Consider the following 18037-nt stretch of genomic DNA (forward strand, 5'->3'; position numbering starts at 1 on the left):
TTCGAGGTTATCCGGCGTCGTCACGCCCAGGTAATCAACCTCTTCGGCTGCTCCAGAATCGCCGCCACGTCCGCCAGGACCTTGGAGCCCAGTTCGCCGTCGACCAGGCGGTGGTCGAAGCTCAACGCCAGGGTCGTCACCTGACGCGGCTTGACCTTGCCCTTGTGGACCCAGGGCTGGAGCTTGATCGCGCCGATCGCGAGGATCGCCGACTCGCCGGGGTTGAGGATCGGCGTGCCGGTGTCGACGCCGAAGACGCCGACGTTGGTGATGGTCACCGTGCCACCCTGCATGGCCGCCGGGGACGTCTTGCCCTCGCGAGCGGTCGAGACGAGGTCACCGAGCGCCTCGGCCAGCTGGGGGAGCGTCTTGTCGTGCGCGTCCTTGATGTTCGGCACGATCAGGCCGCGCGGGGTGGCCGCCGCGATGCCCAGGTTGACGTAGTGCTTCTGCACGATCTCCTGGCTGGCCTCGTCCCAGGACGCGTTGATCTCCGGGTTGCGCTTGATGGCGACCAGCAGGGCCTTGGCGATCAGCAGCAGCGGGTTGACCCGCAGGCCCTGCATCTCCTTGTCCTGCTTGAGCTCCTCGACCAGCTTCATCGTGCGGGTCACGTCGACCGTCACGAACTCGGTGACGTGCGGCGCGGTGAACGCCGAGCCGACCATCGCCGCCGCCGTGGCCTTGCGGACGCCCTTGACCGGGACGCGGGTCTCGCGCGTGCCGTCGTAGGAGGCGACCGGGGCCGGCGTCACCGCGGGCGCGGCGGCCGGGGCCGGTGCCGGCTCCGCCGGCTTCGGCGTGACCGCCGCGTGGACGTCGTCGCGGGTGATGATGCCGTCCGGGCCGGACGGGGTGACCAGGGCCAGGTCGACGCCGAGGTCCTTGGCCAGCTTGCGCACCGGCGGCTTGGCCAGCGGGCGGGGCTTCTCGGCGGTCGTGCCGTGACCGTGGCCGTTCAGCTCGGTCTGGATCGCCTGGGCCGGCGCCGGGACGGTGAGCTCGGGGCCCTTGCGGGGGCGGCGCTTGGTGGAGGACGTCGACACGCCGTAGCCGACCAGGACCGGCTGGCGGCCCTCCGGCTTGGCCTCGGGCTCCGGATCCTCGGGAGCTGCCTTCGGCTGCTCGGCCGGGGCTTCGCCGGCTGCCGCGCCGGTCACCTCCACCGCGATGATGGACGTGCCCACGTCGACCGTGGTGCCCTCGGGGAAGTGGAGTTCGCGGACCACGCCGTCGTAGGGAATGGGCAGTTCGACGGCCGCCTTGGCGGTCTCGACCTCGCACACCACCTGGCCGTCGGTGACCGTGTCACCGGGCTGGACGTACCACTTGAGGATCTCGGCCTCGGTGAGTCCCTCGCCGACGTCCGGCATCTTGAACTCGCGTACGGACGCTTGCGTCATCGTCGTCACGACCCTCTCCTCAGTACGCCAGCGAGCGGTCGACGGCGTCGAGCACGCGGTCCAGGTCCGGCAGGTACTCCTCCTCCAGGCGGGCCGGCGGGTACGGGGCGTGGTAGCCGCCGACCCGGAGCACCGGGGCCTCCAGGTGGTAGAAGCAGCGCTCGGTGATCCGGGCGGCGATCTCGCCGCCGGAGCCGAAGAACACCGGTGCCTCGTGGACCACGACCAGGCGGCGGGTCTTCTCCACCGAGGCCTGGATGGCGTCGAAGTCCAGCGGGGAGACCGAACGCAGGTCCAGGACCTCCAGGCTCTTGCCCTCCTCGGCCGCGGCCGCCGCGACCTCCTGGCACAGCTTCACCATCGGGCCGTACGCCACCAGGGTGAGGTCGGTGCCCTCGCGGACGACCTGGGCCTTGTGCAGCGGGGCGGGGATCGCCTCGACGTCCACCTCGGCCTTGTCCCAGTAGCGCCGCTTCGGCTCGAAGTAGATCACCGGGTCGTCGCTCTGGATGGCCTGCTGCATCATCCAGTACGCGTCCGAGGCGTTCGAGGGGGAGACGATCTTCAGGCCCGCCACGTGCGCGAACAGGGCCTCGGGGGACTCCGAGTGGTGCTCGACGGCGCCGATGCCGCCGCCGTAGGGGATGCGGACGACGACCGGCATCTTGACCTTGCCCAGCGAGCGCGCGTGCATCTTCGCGAGCTGGGTGACGATCTGGTCGTAGGCCGGGAAGACGAAGCCGTCGAACTGGATCTCCACCACCGGGCGGTAGCCGCGCAGCGCGAGACCGATCGCGGTGCCGACGATGCCGGACTCCGCCAGCGGGGTGTCGATGACGCGGCTCTCGCCGAAGTCCTTCTGGAGGCCGTCCGTCACCCGGAACACGCCGCCGAGCTTGCCGACGTCCTCACCCATGACGAGGACCTTGGGGTCCTCCTCCAGAGCGCGGCGCAGCGATTCGTTGATGGCCTTCGCCATCGCCATCTTCTCGGCCATCTCAGCGACCCCCTTCACTCGCGTCCGCGAACGACGCCTGGTAGGCGGCGAACTGCGCGCGCTCCTCGTCGACGAGCGCGTGCCCGTCCGCGTACACGTTCTCGAAGATGGCGAAGTGGTCCGGGTCGGGCATGGCGCGGACCGCTTCGCGCACTCGTTTGCCCAACGCTTCGGACTCGGCCTCGAGTTCCGCGAAGAATCCCTCGTCCGCGTGGTTTGCGGCTTCCAGGTACCGGCGAAGGCGCAGGATCGGGTCCTTCGCCTCCCAGGCCAGGCGCTCCTCGTCGCCCCGGTAGCGGGTGGGGTCGTCGGAGGTGGTGTGGGCGCCCATGCGGTAGGTGAACGCCTCGACCAGGGTGGGGCCCTCGCCGCTGCGGGCGCGCTCCAGCGCCCACTTGGTGACCGCGAGGCAGGCCAGCACGTCGTTGCCGTCCACGCGCACGCCCGGGAAGCCGAAGCCCTGGGCGCGCTGGTAGAGCGGCACCCGGGTCTGCTTCTCGGTCGGCTCGGAGATCGCCCACTGGTTGTTCTGGCAGAAGAACACGACGGGCGCGTTGTAGACCGCGGAGAAGGTGAACGATTCGGCGACGTCACCCTGGCTGCTCGCGCCGTCGCCGAAGTAGGCGATGACCGCGCTGTCCGCGCCGTCCTTGGCGATGCCCATGGCGTAGCCGGTGGCGTGCAGCGTCTGGGAGCCGATGACGATCGTGTACAGGTGGAAGTTGTTGCTGTTCGGGTCCCAGCCGCCGTTGTTCACGCCGCGGAACATGCCGAGCAGGTTGGTCGGGTCGACGTCGCGGCACCAGGCGACGCCGTGCTCGCGGTAGGTCGGGAAGACGTAGTCGTCGTCGCGCAGCGCCCGGCCGGAGCCGATCTGGGCGGCCTCCTGGCCCAGCAGGGAGGCCCACAGGCCCAGCTCGCCCTGGCGCTGCAGGGCGGTGGCCTCGGCGTCGAAGCGACGGGTGAGCACCATGTCGCGGTACAGGCCGCGCAGGTCTTCGGGGGTGATGCCGGCGACGTAGCCGTCGTACTCGGCGTTCTCGACCCGCTCGCCCTCGGGCGTCAGCAGCTGTACGAGCTCCGGCTCGGTGCTCTTCGCGGTGGCGCGGGTGCTGCGGGTGGTGCGCTTGGTGCCGGTGGCTCCGGACTTGGTACCGGTCGTGCCGGTCTTGCTGCCGGTGGTGCCGGCCTTGCCTGCGGCGCTGCGTCGCGGCTTGCGCGCGGCACTGCTGTCCACGGTCACGTGTGCTCCTCCGTCGTTCCGGCCCCCGGGGTTGCCGGTAGGCCAGTGCGGCTCACCTGTTTCGACCACCGGGCACGGGGTGGGTGCCACTCGGCCGGGTACAGGCGTGACAGGTGCCCCGGCGAGCGCCCTGCAACCATCACGTTACCCACAGCTCCACATTTCTGTGAAACCCCACCTGACCTGCGATTTTGCTTGGATTTCCAAGTAAATCGGGGAGGTGTGGAAGCGTGCTGGTCACAGCCCTGCTTCAACGCCGAAGCAACGGAACGTTAACCCGCTCACCCGGGTCACGGGAAGAGTCGAATTGTTTGCGTGCGACACCGGCTGCGCCGCTTATCTCATCCCTATCGAGGTCGAGAAGATCGGAAGCAGCGGAAAACCTTGATAAAGGCCGTGGCCTGCCCACCGCGTGACCGAAAGCGATCACCGGCGACCACCTGTGACAAGCCCCAGCTCACGGCGGTTTTTGGTGCCCTACCATCTGCGGCGTGCCGCGCTCATGTGTACCACCCGTTGTACCCAACGCGCCCCCTCTGGGCGCCCTGCTGCACCTGTACGCCGCCGGCACCGCCCTCGCCTGTGAGCCGGTCGACCAGGGCCTGCTGAACCGCGGCTACCGGCTGCGCACCACCCGCGGCCGCTACTTCCTCAAGCACCACTTCGATCCGGACACCGCCGACCCGGCCGCGATCGAGCGCCGGCACCGCGCCACCCAGCGCCTGGCCGACCTGGGCGTCCCCGTCGCCGTACCGCTCGCGCACCGCGAGGGCCGTACGGTCGCCGTCGTCGGCGGCCACGCCTACGCGCTGCATCCCTGGATCGACGGCAGGCACCGGCACGGCGGGCAGCTCACGCGCGGGGAGAGCGCACGCCTCGGCGCGCTCCTGGGCGCCGTGCACGCCTGTCTGGAGCGCGTGATGCCGCCCAAGGGGCGCACGCGGCCGGCCACAAGCCCCCACCCCGTGGAGAGCGCCGACCCGGCCGACACCTTCACCCTCATCGACGACCTGCTCGCCCGTGTGCGCCGGCACCGGCCCGCCGACGCCTTCGACGAGCTGGCCCGGCACCGGCTGCTGGAACGCCGGGCGCTCCTGGAGCAGCACGCCGACCGGCGCCCGCCGCGCGGCGGCTCGGTGGGCTGGGTGCACGGCGACTTCCACCCGTTCAACGTGCTCTACAAGGACGACGCCCCGGCGGCCATCGTCGACTGGGACCGGCTCGGCGTGCAGCCCCGCGCCGAGGAGGCCGTACGCGCCGCGGCGATCTTCTTCGTACGCCCGGTGGGCGCCCTGGACCTGCCGAAGGTACGCGCGTACGCGCGCGCGTACCGGCGCGCGGCCGGTGCCACGCCGTCCGAGCTGGCGGCGGCCGTGCGCCGGGTCTGGTGGGAGCGGCTGAACGACTTCTGGATGCTGCGCTGGCACTACGAACGCGGCGACACGCGCGCGGACTGCCAGTTCCCGGCCGCGTCCGCGCTCGTGGTGTGGTGGACACGCGAGTACGACGCCGTGTGCGACGCGTTCACCGAGTGACGGCGCCTTGACGGGAACCGCTCACGGGGACGCCGTCGCGGACGACGTCGGCGTCCTTCAGCCGGTCGTGGCGCCGGTGTCGAGGCCGCCGTTCGTCGTGGGGCCGGTGTTGGTGCCGCCGTTGGTCGTGGCGCCGGCGTTCGTGCCACCGGTGTTCGTGCCGCCGGTGTTGGTGCCACCGTCCGTCGTGCCGCCGTCCGCCGTGCCGCCGGTGTTGCCCGTGCCACCGGTGTCCGTGCCGCCCGTCGTCGTGCTGCCCGAGGACTGCGACGGCGTGGTCGACGGATCCGTCGGCTGGTCCGTCGGGCCCGTGCTCTGCGACTGCGAGGTCTGCGGGTCGGACGGGGTGTAGCCGGTGCTGCCCGAACCCGAGTCCGAGCCGTTGTCGGTGCTGGGGTCCGACGGCTGGTCGGTGGTGTCGTCCGACGGGCTCGGGGAGTCCGAGTGGTCCTGGGTGGACGTCGAGTGCGTGGTCGGCGGCTTGGTGTCCGTGCTGTTGTGGCTGCCGTTGCCCGTGTTCTTGACGGCGAACGCGACACCCGCCGCGATCGCGATGACCGCGAGGACGGCGAGGATCCACAGCTTGCCGCGGCCGCTGCCCTTGTTGCCGTGCCCCTCGAAGCCGCCGTCGTCGCCGTTGCCGTAGCCCTGCGGCAGGATCGGCTGCGGGATCTGCGCCGTCCCGGCACCGAAGTCGCCCGGGTGCTGCATCGCGGTCGTCCGCGTGAAACCGCCCGCCGGGGTGTGCCGGCCGTCGTGCGCCCCCACCGGGCCGGTGTTCCAGGTGCCGGTGTGCCCGCCCTGCTCGTAGAGCATCTGCAGGCCGTACTGGACCAGGCCACGCATCTCCTCGGCCGTCTGGAACCGGTCGTCCGGCTCCTTGGCGAGCGAGCGCATGACCAGGCCGTCCAGCTCCGGCGGGCAGCCGTCGGAGAACTCCGAGGGCGGGGTCGGGATGTCCTGGACGTGCTGGTAGACCACCGACAGCGGGGTCTCACCGGTGAACGGGGGCCGCAGGGCGAGGAGTTCGTACAGCAGACAGCCGGTCGCGTACAGGTCGGAGCGGTGGTCCACGGCCTTGCCGAGCGCCTGCTCCGGGGAGAGGTACTGCGGCGTGCCCATGACCATGCCGGTCTGTGTCATCGTTGTCGACGCGCCGTGCAGGGCACGCGCGATGCCGAAGTCCATCACCTTGACGGCGCCGCTGTTCGTGATGATCACGTTGGCGGGCTTGATGTCGCGGTGCACGATGCCGTGCTGATGCGAGTAGGCGAGTGCGTCCAGCACTCCGGAGACGATGATCAGGGCCTGCTCGGGACCCGGCGCCTCCGCGTTCAGGAGCAGGTCGCGGATGGTGCGGCCCTCGACCAGCTCCATCACGATGTACGGCACGGACTGGCCGCCGACGAAGTCCTCGCCGGAGTCGTACACGGCGACGATCGCGTGGTGGTTGAGGCCGGCGACGGACTGCGCCTCGCGCGTGAAGCGGGCCTTGGAGACCGGGTCCTCCGCCAGGTCCGCGCGGAGCAGCTTCACCGCGACGGTACGGCCCAGCCGGACGTCCTCGGCGGCGAACACCTCGGCCATGCCGCCCCGGCCCAGCCGGTGGGTGAGCCGGTACCGGCCGTCGCCGACGAGCCCTGCGTTGCCCCACATCTCCGGCGCGTCCGACATACCGCCGCCAGTCGCCTCGGGGTCGGACGGGCCCTGGGCGCGCTGCGTCTGGTCCATCAGTCCTCGCCGTCGTTTCTGCCCGCGGTGCGCGCGGTGTTGTTACGGTCTCCGTCGGCCACGCTACAGCCTCGGCATGAGCCACCGGTCGGGAACCGGAACCGGGACCGGCCGAAGCCTGACCGGCCATGAAACCCGTAGCACGCGCTGTCGTGCAAATTCTGTGGACCGCTCGTACGCCCCCTGTAACGCTTGCGCGACGCTTCTAGCGCGTACGGTCACGGAACGGGCACCGAGCTTGACGTGTCAGTGCCCTGGGGCAGACTTGGCCGGGAATGACACATTCGATCAAGGGCCCTGCGATCAGCGAAGGCGCCGGACGGCCAGTGGGGGACGGGGAGAGATGAGCCAGGACGGCGCGCACGACCGGCACGCGGGGCAGTCGCTGGCGGGCGGTCGCTACCAGCTGCGGGACCTGCTCGGCCAGGGCGGCATGGCCTCGGTGCACCTGGCGTACGACGCCGTGCTCGACCGCCAGGTCGCGATCAAGACCCTCCACACGGAACTCGGCCGGGAACAGGCGTTCCGCGAGCGCTTCCGCCGCGAGGCCCAGGCCGTGGCGAAGCTCACGCACACCAACATCGTGTCGGTCTTCGACACCGGCGAGGACGATCTCGGTGGCCTGACCACGCCGTACATCGTCATGGAGTACGTCGAGGGCCGCCCGCTGGGCTCGGTCCTCGACGAGGACGTCCGGCAGTACGGCGCGATGCCCGTCGACAAGGCGCTGAAGGTCACCGCGGACGTGCTGGCCGCGCTGGAGATCAGCCACGAGATGGGGCTGGTCCACCGCGACATCAAGCCGGGCAACGTGATGGTGACCAAGCGTGGCGTGGTCAAGGTCATGGACTTCGGCATCGCCCGCGCCATGCAGTCCGGTGTGACGTCGATGACACAGACCGGCATGGTCGTCGGCACCCCGCAGTACCTCTCGCCCGAGCAGGCCCTCGGCCGGGGCGTGGACGCCCGTTCCGACCTGTACTCGGTCGGCATCATGCTGTTCCAGCTGGTCACCGGGCGGCTGCCGTTCGACGCGGACTCCCCGCTGGCGATCGCGTACGCGCATGTGCAGGAGGAGCCGGTCGCGCCCTCCTCGATCAACCGTTCGCTGCCGCCCGCGGTGGACGCGCTGGTCGCCCGGGCCCTGAAGAAGAACCCGAACGAGCGTTTCCCGACCGCCGAGGCCATGCGCGACGAGTGCCTGCGCGTCGCCGCGTCCTTCCAGGCGGCCGCGCCGAGCATCGTGCCGGGCGCCGGGCCGGTGCAGAGCGGCGCGGGCGTCGGCTCCGCGGTGTTCCCGCCGGTCGACCGGACCGCCCAGGCGGCCCCCGGCCCGGTCCAGACGCCGTACCAGCCGGGCCCGTACGGCGCCCCGCAGACACCTCCGCAGACCACCGCCCCGGGCTACGGCTATCCGCAGCAGGGGCAGCAGAGCGGCTACCAGACGCCGCCTCCGATGGGCTACGGCCCGCAGGCTCCGCAGGTCGCGCCGACCCCGCCGCCGTACACGATCTCGCCGCAGACGGCCGCTCAGCCGTCCGCTCCGGGCTCCGGCGGGGGCAAGAGCAACAAGCCGGTGATCATCGGCTCGGTCGCGGTGTCGCTCGTCGCGGTCGTCGCCTTGATCGTCGCCCTGACGCTGAACACCGGCGGCACCGGCGGCAAGGGCGGCACCGGCCGCGCGAGCGCCTCGGCGAGCGCCTCGGCGTCCGCCTCCCACCCGGCGGGCTACCGCGGGCCGGACCGGACCCGGGTGATCGACAAGACCAAGTGCACGGAACCGTACAAGTCCTGGGACGACGAGACCAAGGTCGAGCTGCCCGACTTCCGGTACAAGGACATCAACTCGGTGAAGGCGTGCTTCCAGGCCGCGCAGTGGAAGTACACGATCAAGCAGGTGAACGACAACACCTGGGGTGACGGCACGGTGATCGACCAGTTCCCGTCCGCGGACACGGCGGTCGACCCGAAGAACCCGGGCACCATCGAGCTGAGCGTCTCCAACGGCAATCCCGCCTGACCTCACCAGGCTTCCCGGACAGCTTCCCGGACAAAAGTCGGGCCCGGCACTCCACGTGCCGGGCTCCGGTCGTTTCAGGTGTGGCCTGGGCGTTTCAGGTGTGGCCTGGGCGTTTCAGGTACGGCCCGGGGTGTTTCATGTGTGGCCCCGGGGCGTTTGGGATACGGCCCGGGGCGTTGCAGGTACGGCTGGGGCGTTACAGGTACGGGCCGCCGGACCGGCCGCCCGTGCGCGGGTCGTCGCCCTCGTGTCCCGTCACGCCGGGCGGAAGCGCGCGGCGCATCTGCTCCAACTGGGCCCGCGCGGCCATCTGCTGGGCGAACAGGGTCGTCTGGATCCCGTGGAAGAGGCCCTCCAGCCAGCCCACCAACTGCGCCTGTGCGATGCGCAGTTCCGCGTCACTCGGGGTGGCGTCGTCGGTGAACGGCAGGGAGAGCCGCTCGAGTTCCTCGACCAGCTCCGGCGCGAGGCCGTCCTCCAGCTCCTTCACCGAGCTGGCGTGGATCTCCTTCAGCCGCACCCGGCTCGCCTCGTCCAGAGGGGCCGCGCGCACCTCCTCCAGGAGCTGCTTGATCATGCTGCCGATCCGCATGACCTTGGCCGGCTGTTCCACCTGCTCCGTCAGCGGGGTCTCACGGGACTCGTCGCCCCCGTTGCCGCCGCCGAGCGCCATCCCGTCCTGGCCCACGACGAGGATCTGGGGGTTCTCCGGCGACCGTTCGTTCCTCGGCATCTCCATGCCGCCATTCTCTCGCACCCGTACACCTCATCACCGTGGTGCCCCCTCGTGGGGCTGATCCACCGTTTAGACCCGACGGCCCAATCCGAAATGCCCGCTTTGCCATTGAATGTCAGGCTAATTTCTGTCGGTCAACCATCGATCACGACACCGGGCTCCGGGAGGTCACCGACGTGACTCCATGGCCGCGCATCACGCCCCGCTGCATACGGCTGCTGCTCACCCTCGCGGTGGCCCTGCCCGCGTACGGCATAGGCGCCGGACACGCCGCGACCACGTACGCCGCCGAGCTCACCCCGAGAAGCTCAGCCGACCCCAGAAGCTCAGCCGACCCCGGCCCCGTCCCACCTGACCGGCCGCCCCCCGCTGCGGCGGGCCACTCCGTCCCCGGAAACACGGACCACCACGCATCCGCGGACCCGGGCCGCCCGGCCCGCACCGGCCGCCCGGAACCCTCGGCGCACGACGGCCGCCGGCCCACGGACAGTGGCGCTTCGGCGCCCCCGGACTCCACCGGCGCCGGCCACAGCCGGAGTCGGGGTGAGAGCGAGGGCCACAGTCACGGGCACAGCCCCGGACACGTCCCTCCCATACCCTCCGATTCCGCCTCGGCCTCGTACCGTCCGACAGCCGTCGAACCGACCCGTGCGGGCAGCCGGGCCGGCGAGGGGCGGATGCGGCCGGGCCGGCCGGACGGCCCCGCGGCCGAGGTCGAGGGCGACGACGACCCCGTGCCGGCCCGCACTCCCCGCACCGGCCAGGCGGAGGAACCGGAGACCGCGGACCTACCGACCTCGACACCGACGCCCTCGACCGCCCCTGACAAGGCCGGCCTCGACCACCCCCCGGCCCCGAAACCCGCCACGGAAGGCTCCAACGCCTCCCAGCCGGTCCTGCAGATCCTCCCCCTGGGCAGCGGCCTGATCCTCATAGGCCTGGGCCTCGCCCTGGCCTTCCTGGGCCTCAAACTCCGCAGAGACTGACCCACCCGCCCACAGCCAGCCGTGAGCCCGCCCACGCCGGTCACAGGCACGCCTGCGTACCCGCGGGCAATCGTGCCACCGCGACGACACCCACCCAGCAGCCACAGCCGTACCCACGCAGCCCGCGAGCCGCCACGCCGCTACGGCGACACCCACCCAGCAGCCACAGCCATACCCACGCAGCCTGCGGGCAGTCGTGCCGCTGGGGCGGCACGGGTGGGCGCAGGCGGCACCCGGCCGGCGCCGGCAAGCGACCCACCCCCCGCCCGCACCAGCACAGGGCACCCATGCAACACCGGCACCCGGCACCCGGCACCCGGCACCCGGCACAGACAAACCCGCCGCACCGGGCGCCCCTCCAGACCTGGCGTTACGGCGTGACCAGCAGCACCTTCCCCACATGCCCGCTGGCCTCCACCACTCGATGCCCCTCGGCCGCCTCCGCCATCGGCACCTCGCGATCCACCACCGGCCGCACATGCCCCCCGGCCAGCAACGGCCACACATGCTCCCGCACAGCCGCCACGATCGCCGCCTTCTCACTCAGCGGCCGTGCCCGCAGTGAGGTCGCGCTGATCGCGGCCCGCTTGGTCAGCAGCGTGCCGATGTTCAGCTCCCCCTTCACCCCGCCCTGCATTCCGATGATGGCGAGCCGCCCGCTGACAGCGAGGGCCTGGACGTTGCGGTCCAGGTACTTCGCCCCCATGTTGTCGAGGATGACGTCGGCCCCCGTACCCGCGGTGGCCACCTTGATCTCGGCGACGAAGTCCTGCTCCCGGTAGTTGATGAGGATGTCCGCGCCCAGCTCGGCACACCGCTCCAGCTTCTCCTTCGTGCCGGCCGTCACCGCGACCTTGGCACCGACGGCCTTCGCGAGCTGGATCGCCATGGTGCCGATGCCGCTGGACCCACCGTGCACGAGCAGCGTCTCACCGGGCCGCAGATGGGCGATCATGAACACGTTGGACCAGACCGTGCAGACGACCTCGGGCAGCGCGGCCGCCCGCTTGAGGTCGACCCCCTCGGGCACGGGCAGCAGCTGTCCGGCCGGTACGACGACCTTCTCGGCGTATCCGCCGCCGGCGAGCAGCGCGCACACCTCGTCGCCGACGGCCCAGCCGGACACGCCGGGGCCAAGCGCGGCGATCCTCCCGGAGCACTCCAGGCCGGGGTAGGGGGAGGCGCTGGGCGGCGGGTTGTAGAAACCCTGCCGCTGCAGGATGTCGGCACGGTTGACGGCGCTGGCCACCACCTCGACCAGCACCTCGCCCTCGCCGGGCACCGGATCGGGGACCTCCGCCCACACCAGCGCCTCTGGACCACCAGGTTCGGGAATCGTGATCGCATGCATGCCCGTGACGCTACTCCCCGCGGGTGGCGTCTCCGGGGGCAGACGCCTCACGGACCGGACGTTTCACGTGAAACACACCTCGATCCCGGCCGTCGCCCACGGCAGGTCCAGCAGCTCCGCCTCCTCCCCCTGCCGGGCCCCACCAGGGGGTACGACGGCCAGCGCATCGGCGGCGGCGATACCGCGGAGCATGGCCGGACCGTTGTAGTGCAGCGGTACGGCGCGGTCACCGCGCAGCACCACGGGGATCAGCCGGGTGTCGTACGGATGCCCCTGCACCGCCTCGCTGAGCGGCAGCGTGTACGGCTCCGGCGCCGGGTGGGCGGCCAGCGTGCGCAACAGCGGCTCGGCGAGTGTGAGCAGACCGGAGACGGCCGCGAGGGGGTTGCCGGGCAGACCGACGAGGTGCTGGGCGTCCTTGGTGCGGGCCAGCAGCATGGGGTGGCCGGGGCGCACCTTGACGCCGTCGACGAGGAGTTCGGCGCCGATGCGCTCCAGGATGGGGTGCACGTGGTCGACGGGTCCGCCGGCGGTGCCGCCCGTGGTGACGATGAGGTCGGCATCGGAGCCGGTGACGGCCTTGTGCAGGGCCTTGGCGTCGTCGCCGATCCGGCGCACCTTGACGACCTCGGCGCCGAGCGCCTGCAGCCACGGCGGCAGCATCGGGCCGAGCGCGTCCCGGATCAGCCCGTCGCGGGGCAGCCCCTCGGCCAGCAGTTCGTCGCCCAGCACGAGGACTTCGGCCCGGGGCCGTGGTACGACGGTGACGGTGTCGTATCCGGCCGCCGCCGCGAGCCCCAGCACGGCGGGGGTGATCCGGGTGCCGACGGGCAGCAACTGGTCGCCGCTGCGGCACTCCTGGCCGCGCGGGCGGATGTCCTGGCCGTGGACGATCTCCCGGGTGGCGTGCAGCCGCCCCTGCGTGTCGGTGCGGCCGTGCTCGCTGCGCAGGACGGCGGTGGTGTCGGCCGGGATGCGGGCGCCGGTGGCGATACGGACCGCCTCGCCGTCGGTGAGCGGCTCGGGCTGGGCCTGTCCGGCGAGCACTCCCTCGTCCCGTACCCCCCAGGGTCCGGGTCCGGCGACCGCCCAGCCGTCCATCGCGGAGGTGTCGAAGGAAGGCAGGTCGGTGAGCGCGTCGAGCGGGGCGGCCAGGACCAGGCCCAGGGCGTCACCGAGCGGCACGGCGACGGGGGCACGGCGGGGCCGGGCGCGTGCGGCGCGTGCGGCGGTCTCGCGGGCCTGGGCCCACGGGGTGGCCTTGTGCCGCTCGCCGTGTGCTTCCGGTGCCGGAGCGGGGACCTGGCCCGCACGGTCGTCCTTGGCTTCCCTCACGAGGGCCAGAGCCTCCTCGACGTCGAGGTCGTCGCTGTCCTCGGCGGGCGCTTCGGCCCGGGTTCCGGGGGCGGTCATCCGGCGTCCGGGGCGCCCGGGCCCCCGCCGTTCTCTTTCCCGCCTCCGCCGTTCTCTTCCCCGCCCTTGCCGGCTTCTTCCTCCCATCGCAGCGCGAGCGCGGCCGCCTTGCGGGCGGCTTCGGCGACCGCTTCCGGGCCGCCCTTGCCCTGGGCCGCGGCGTAGCCGACGAGGAAGGTGGTCAGCGGTGCGGCCGGCCGTGCCACGCCGTGCGCGGCGTCACGGGCCAGGTCGAGCAGGGCGCCGGTGTCGACGTCCAGGTCGATGCCCAGCTCGTCCTTGACTGCGGAGATCCATTCATCCAACACGTGCCCATGCTCCCTGATGCGTGCCCTGGCGTTGACGAGGTCGTCCCAGGTGTCGCAGTCGAAGGACGCGAGCGGGTCCGGGACGCGGGTGAGACGGAGGGCTCCGGTCAGCCGGCGCAGGGGCAGACCGGTCAGGCCGTCGGGTCCGGCCTGGAGGGCGGCCAGCTCGCGGCGGAGCGCGGCGGTGCGATAGGCGGCGACGAGCGGCTGGTCGCGGCCGTCGCCGTCGGTGAGCAGCGCGCCGTCGGCACCGGTGTCGCCGAGGGCGGTCAGCAGGCGCCGCAGCGTGGCCGGCCGGAGGAAGGGCAGGTCGGCGGAGAGGACGACCGCGTGCTCGGCGGTGGTGAGCCGCAGGCCGGCGTCCAGGGCGGCGACCGGTCCGGCGCCGGGCGGCTCCTCGCGCGCCCAGCGCACCGGCCGCGCGGTGGGCCGCCGGTCGGCCACCACGACGGTCGTCCCGGCGCCCGCGCAGGCCGCGAGCACCCGGTCGAGCAGCGCCCGGCCACCGACCCGCAGACCGGGCTTGTCGGCCCCGCCGAGCCGCCGGGCGGCGCCGCCGGCCAGCACCACGGCGTCGTACGGCACGGGCGTCCCGGGAGCGGCTGGGGCGTTGTCGGTCACCCCCCGAGTATGTCCCGGCAGGCCTCTCCGGTGTCCTCCGCGGGGCCCTCTTTCCGGGCCCCGCGTGCCGTCACAGCGTGCGCAGGAGCACCGTCGGCTGTTCCACGCAGTCCACCACGTACCGCAGGAAGCCGCCCGCCGTGCCGCCGTCGCACACCCGGTGGTCGAAGGTGAGCGAGAGCTGGACGACCTGACGCACGGCCAGCTCGCCTTCGTACACCCAGGGCTTGGGGACGATCCGGCCGACGCCGAGCATGGCCGCCTCGGGGTGGTTGATGATCGGCGTGGAGCCGTCGACGCCGAAGACTCCGTAATTGTTCAACGTGAAGGTCCCGCCGGTGAGTTCCCCGGGCGTGAGCGTCCCGCTGCGGGCGGCCTCGGTGAGCCGGGCGAACTCGGACGTCAGGGATTCGGCGTCGCGCGCATGGGCGTCCCGGACGACCGGCACGACGAGCCCGCGTTCGGTCTGCGCGGCGAACCCGAGGTGGACCTGGTCCAGCCGGACGACCTCGCGGGCCTCGGTGTCGACGTAGGAGTTCAGCTCGGGGAACCGGGCGAGCGCGGCCGTGCAGATGCGGGCGAGCAGCGCGAGCAGGGAGATCTTCGGTCCGCCGGCCGCGTTCATCGCGGCACGCGCCCGCATGAGCTCGGTCGCGTCGGCGTCGACCCAGCAGGTGGCGTCCGGGATCTCCCGGCGGCTGCGGGAGAGCTTGTCGGCGACCGCGCCGCGCACGCCCTTGAGGGGGATGCGGGTGCCCTCGGCGCGCGTGGCGGAAGCGGCGGCGGGAGCCGAAGGGGCGGTGGCGATGGCGTGTGCCGCCGTGGTGGCCGCCTCGGCCGTACGGCTGCCCACCGTCGCCTTGGTCCGCAGGGCGTCCTCGACGTCCGCGCGCAGGATCAGCCCGTCCGGGCCCGAGCCCGCCAGCTGCCGCAGGTCCACCCCGCCCTCGCGGGCCAGCCGGCGGACCAGGGGGGAGATCACGGGCACCGGCCCCTCGGCGTGGAGCGCGTCCACGCGCGCGTGAGCCGTCCCGGTGGGCGCCGTGCCGCCGGGGGCGGCCGTTCCGTCCGCTCGTGCCGCTCCGGAGGCCGGGGCCAAACGCCGGCGGCCGTCCGGGCCGGTGCCGGAGGGCGCGCCCAGGGTCCGTGCGCTGTCCGCGCCGGTGCTGCCGTTCACGGCACCCGCCACCGGAGCCGGCCGCACCCTCCGGCGCCGCGCCGGGGCTTCCGAGGTGCCGTATCCGACCAGGACGTTGCCCGACCCCGCGCTGTCGGCCGCCGGCGCCTGCGGTCCCACCGCCACCGTCAACAGCGGGGCCCCGACCGGCAGTTCGGTGCCCTCCTCGCCGAAGCGGGCGGTGACTACACCGCCGTACGGGCAGGGCACCTCGACCATCGCCTTGGCCGTCTCGACCTCGACGACCGGCTGGTCGACGGCGACGACGTCACCGACCTGGACCAGCCAGCGCACGATCTCCGCCTCGGTGAGTCCCTCGCCGAGGTCGGGGAGCTTGAACTCCAGCACCTGTGCCATCAGCCCTCGGCCTCCCACTGCAGCCGGGCCACGGCGTCCAGGATGCGGTCGACGCCGGGCAGGTGGTGCCGCTCCAGCATGGGCGGCGGGTAGGGGATGTCGAAGCCGGCCACGCGCAGCACCGGCGCCTCCAGGTGGTGGAAGCAGCGTTCGGTGATCCGGGCCGCGATCTCGCCGCCCGGCCCGCCGAACCCGGTGGACTCGTGGACGACGACCGCGCGTCCGGTGCGCCGTACGGCCGCGCAGACCGTCTCGTCGTCGAACGGCACGAGCGAGCGCAGGTCGATCACTTCCAGGTCCCAGCCCTCGGCCTGTGCGGCCTCGGCGGCCTCCAGGCAGACCGGCAGGGAGGGGCCGTAGGTGATCAGCGTGGCGCTGCGGCCCGGCCGGCGCACGACCGCGCGGCCGATGGGCTCCACGTCCGTGGGGTGCTCGGGGTTCCAGGAGTCCTTCGACCAGTACAGCCGCTTGGGCTCCAGGAAGACGACCGGGTCGTCGGAGGCGATGGCCCGGCGCAGCAGGCCGTAGGCGTCGGCGACGGTCGCGGGCGTGACCACGTGCAAGCCCGGGGTGGCCATGTAGTAGGCCTCGGAGGAGTCGCTGTGGTGCTCGACGCCGCCGATGCCGCCGCCGTAGGGGACGCGGACGGTGATCGGCAGGGGCATCCTCCCGCGCGTGCGGTTGCGCATCCGGGAGACATGGCTGATGAGCTGCTCGAACGCCGGGTAGGCGAACGCGTCGAACTGCATCTCCACCACCGGGCGCAGGCCGTACATGGCCATGCCGACGGCGGTGCCGAGGATGCCGGCCTCGGCGAGCGGGGTGTCGGTGCACCGGTCCTCGCCGAACTCCTTGGCGAGGCCGTCGGTGACCCGGAAGACACCGCCGAGGGTGCCGACGTCCTCGCCCATGACGTGCACGGTCGGGTCGGCGGCCATGGCGTCGCGCATCGCGCGGGTGAGGGCCTGCGCCATGGTGGCGGGCTTGACGGCCACGGTGGTCATCGGGCGCCGCCTTCCTGCTCGCCGTGGTGCTCCTGCTCGGCTTCCAGCTCGGCGCGCAGCAGGGCGCGCTGTTCGCGCAGCTGGGCGGTGGTCTCGGCGTAGACGTGGTCGAAGAGGGCCATGGGGTCCAGCTCGGGGTCGCGGTTCATGCGCTCGCGCAAGGAGGCGGCCATCGCCTCGGCATCCTTCCGTGCGGCCTCGATGCCGGCCTCGTCGAGCAGACCGCGCTCGGTCAGCTCGTGCTCCAGCAGCTGGATCGGGTCGTGCGCCCGCCAGGCCTCCACCTCGGCGTCACCTCGGTAGCGGGTGGCGTCGTCGGCGTTGGTGTGGGCGTCGATGCGGTACGTCACCGCCTCGACCAAGGTCGGGCCGCCGCCGGCCCGCGCGTGCCGTACGGCGTCGCTGAGGACCTCGTGGACGGCCGCCGCGTCGTTTCCGTCGACCAGGCGGCCCGGCATGCCGTACCCGACGGCCTTGTGGGCCAGGGAGGGCGCGGCGGTCTGCTTGGCGAGCGGAACGGAGATGGCGAAGCCGTTGTTCTGCACGAGAAAGACGACCGGCGCCTGCCAGACGGCGGCGAAGTTCAGCGCCTCGTGGAAGTCGCCCTCGCTGGTGCCGCCGTCGCCGACCATGGCGAGCGCGACGACGTCGTCGCCCTTGAGACGGGCGGCGTGGGCGAGGCCGACGGCGTGCGGCAGCTGGGTGGCCAGCGGGGTGCTGAGGGGGGCCACGCGATGGGCGTAGGGGTCGTAGCCGCTGTGCCAGTCGCCGCGCAGCAGGGTGAGGGCCTCCACGGGGTCCACGCCCCGGGCGACGACGGCGAGGGTGTCGCGGTAGCTCGGGAAGAGCCAGTCGCGCTCTTCGAGGGCGAGGGCGGCGGCGACCTCGCAGGCCTCCTGGCCGGTGCTGGAGGGGTAGACGGCGAGCCGCCCCTGCTTGGTGAGCGCGGTGGCCTGCGTGTTGTAGCGGCGGCCGCGCACCAGCTGGGCGTAGAGCCGGCGCAGCAGGTCCGGGTCGGTCTTGGCGGCCGCCTCGGTGCCGAGGACGCGGTAGGGCTCGGCGTCGGGCAGCAGCGGCGCGGGGTCCATACGGGGCTGCCAGGCGGGCGGCGGCGAAGGCCTGTACGCGCCCCGCTGCTCCATGACCGTCATGACG

At 72.6% G+C, this 18037-nt stretch carries 14 protein-coding genes; 3 read left to right on the forward strand and 11 right to left on the reverse strand.

What is annotated here, in order from left to right; all coding sequences use genetic code 11:
- Nucleotides 1-20 precede the first annotated feature (20 nt).
- From ABB07_RS18995 to pdhA (ABB07_RS19005), 3 genes are read right to left on the reverse strand one after another with little or no spacing between them, the layout of a single operon-like run.
- Entirely contained in the window at nucleotides 21-1412 is a 1392-nt protein-coding gene (locus ABB07_RS18995) for a dihydrolipoamide acetyltransferase family protein (protein ID WP_208899830.1), read from the reverse strand.
- Between the two features lie 10 nt (nucleotides 1413-1422).
- Nucleotides 1423-2400 carry an alpha-ketoacid dehydrogenase subunit beta gene (locus tag ABB07_RS19000; RefSeq protein WP_208899831.1) on the reverse strand — a complete coding sequence of 326 codons (978 nt, stop codon included), beginning with the start codon at nucleotides 2398-2400 and terminating at the stop codon, nucleotides 1423-1425.
- A gap of 1 nt (nucleotide 2401) precedes the next feature.
- Nucleotides 2402-3643 (reverse strand): pyruvate dehydrogenase (acetyl-transferring) E1 component subunit alpha, encoded by a 1242-nt coding sequence (pdhA, locus tag ABB07_RS19005; protein WP_208899832.1) that lies wholly within the window; start codon nucleotides 3641-3643, stop codon nucleotides 2402-2404.
- A gap of 491 nt (nucleotides 3644-4134) precedes the next feature.
- On the opposite strand from pdhA (ABB07_RS19005), the gene ABB07_RS19010 reads away from it, so the two are divergent.
- Nucleotides 4135-5178, forward strand: a complete 1044-nt coding sequence (locus tag ABB07_RS19010) for a phosphotransferase (protein WP_208899833.1) — start codon at nucleotides 4135-4137, stop codon at nucleotides 5176-5178.
- A 57-nt stretch (nucleotides 5179-5235) separates the two neighbouring features.
- Here the strand turns inward: ABB07_RS19010 and ABB07_RS19015 are convergent, their stop codons facing one another.
- Nucleotides 5236-6909, reverse strand: a complete 1674-nt coding sequence (locus ABB07_RS19015) for a protein kinase domain-containing protein (RefSeq protein WP_208899834.1) — start codon at nucleotides 6907-6909, stop codon at nucleotides 5236-5238.
- 343 nt (nucleotides 6910-7252) lie between these two features.
- Between ABB07_RS19015 and ABB07_RS19020 the strand changes: the two genes are divergently transcribed.
- The gene (locus ABB07_RS19020) at nucleotides 7253-8929 is read left to right on the forward strand and encodes a Stk1 family PASTA domain-containing Ser/Thr kinase (protein WP_208899835.1); all 1677 of its coding nucleotides are present in this window, start codon (nucleotides 7253-7255) and stop codon (nucleotides 8927-8929) included.
- 196 nt (nucleotides 8930-9125) lie between these two features.
- On the opposite strand, the gene ABB07_RS19025 is transcribed toward ABB07_RS19020, so the two are convergent.
- Nucleotides 9126-9668, reverse strand: coding sequence for a bacterial proteasome activator family protein (locus ABB07_RS19025; protein ID WP_208899836.1), 543 nt, complete (start codon nucleotides 9666-9668; stop codon nucleotides 9126-9128).
- A 674-nt stretch (nucleotides 9669-10342) separates the two neighbouring features.
- Between ABB07_RS19025 and ABB07_RS40890 the strand changes: the two genes are divergently transcribed.
- On the forward strand, nucleotides 10343-10651 hold the full coding sequence (locus ABB07_RS40890) for a hypothetical protein (protein ID WP_244189426.1): 309 nt from the start codon (nucleotides 10343-10345) through the stop codon (nucleotides 10649-10651).
- 370 nt (nucleotides 10652-11021) lie between these two features.
- On the opposite strand, the gene ABB07_RS19035 is transcribed toward ABB07_RS40890, so the two are convergent.
- The 6 genes from ABB07_RS19035 to pdhA (ABB07_RS19060) all read right to left on the reverse strand — a co-directional run bounded on the left by ABB07_RS19035 (nucleotide 11022) and on the right by pdhA (ABB07_RS19060) (nucleotide 18033).
- Complete coding sequence (locus ABB07_RS19035; RefSeq protein ID WP_208899838.1) at nucleotides 11022-12002, reverse strand: NAD(P)H-quinone oxidoreductase; 981 nt, start codon at nucleotides 12000-12002, stop codon at nucleotides 11022-11024.
- A gap of 63 nt (nucleotides 12003-12065) precedes the next feature.
- Nucleotides 12066-13415 carry a molybdopterin molybdotransferase MoeA gene (locus ABB07_RS19040; RefSeq protein ID WP_208899839.1) on the reverse strand — a complete coding sequence of 450 codons (1350 nt, stop codon included), beginning with the start codon at nucleotides 13413-13415 and terminating at the stop codon, nucleotides 12066-12068.
- Complete coding sequence (locus ABB07_RS19045; protein WP_208899840.1) at nucleotides 13412-14344, reverse strand: NTP transferase domain-containing protein; 933 nt, start codon at nucleotides 14342-14344, stop codon at nucleotides 13412-13414. The genes ABB07_RS19040 and ABB07_RS19045 overlap by 4 nt, the downstream gene beginning before the upstream one ends.
- 70 nt (nucleotides 14345-14414) lie before the next feature.
- Entirely contained in the window at nucleotides 14415-15878 is a 1464-nt protein-coding gene (locus ABB07_RS19050; protein ID WP_208899841.1) for a dihydrolipoamide acetyltransferase family protein, read from the reverse strand.
- Complete coding sequence (locus ABB07_RS19055; protein WP_208899842.1) at nucleotides 15878-16882, reverse strand: alpha-ketoacid dehydrogenase subunit beta; 1005 nt, start codon at nucleotides 16880-16882, stop codon at nucleotides 15878-15880. The genes ABB07_RS19050 and ABB07_RS19055 overlap by 1 nt, the downstream gene beginning before the upstream one ends.
- Nucleotides 16879-18033 carry a pyruvate dehydrogenase (acetyl-transferring) E1 component subunit alpha gene (pdhA, locus tag ABB07_RS19060; RefSeq protein WP_208899843.1) on the reverse strand — a complete coding sequence of 385 codons (1155 nt, stop codon included), beginning with the start codon at nucleotides 18031-18033 and terminating at the stop codon, nucleotides 16879-16881. Before pdhA (ABB07_RS19060) ends, ABB07_RS19055 begins: the two co-directional genes overlap by 4 nt.
- Between the last annotated feature and the right edge of the window lie 4 nt (nucleotides 18034-18037).

Source organism: Streptomyces incarnatus (assembly GCF_001027185.1).
GTDB lineage: Bacteria > Actinomycetota > Actinomycetes > Streptomycetales > Streptomycetaceae > Streptomyces > Streptomyces puniciscabiei.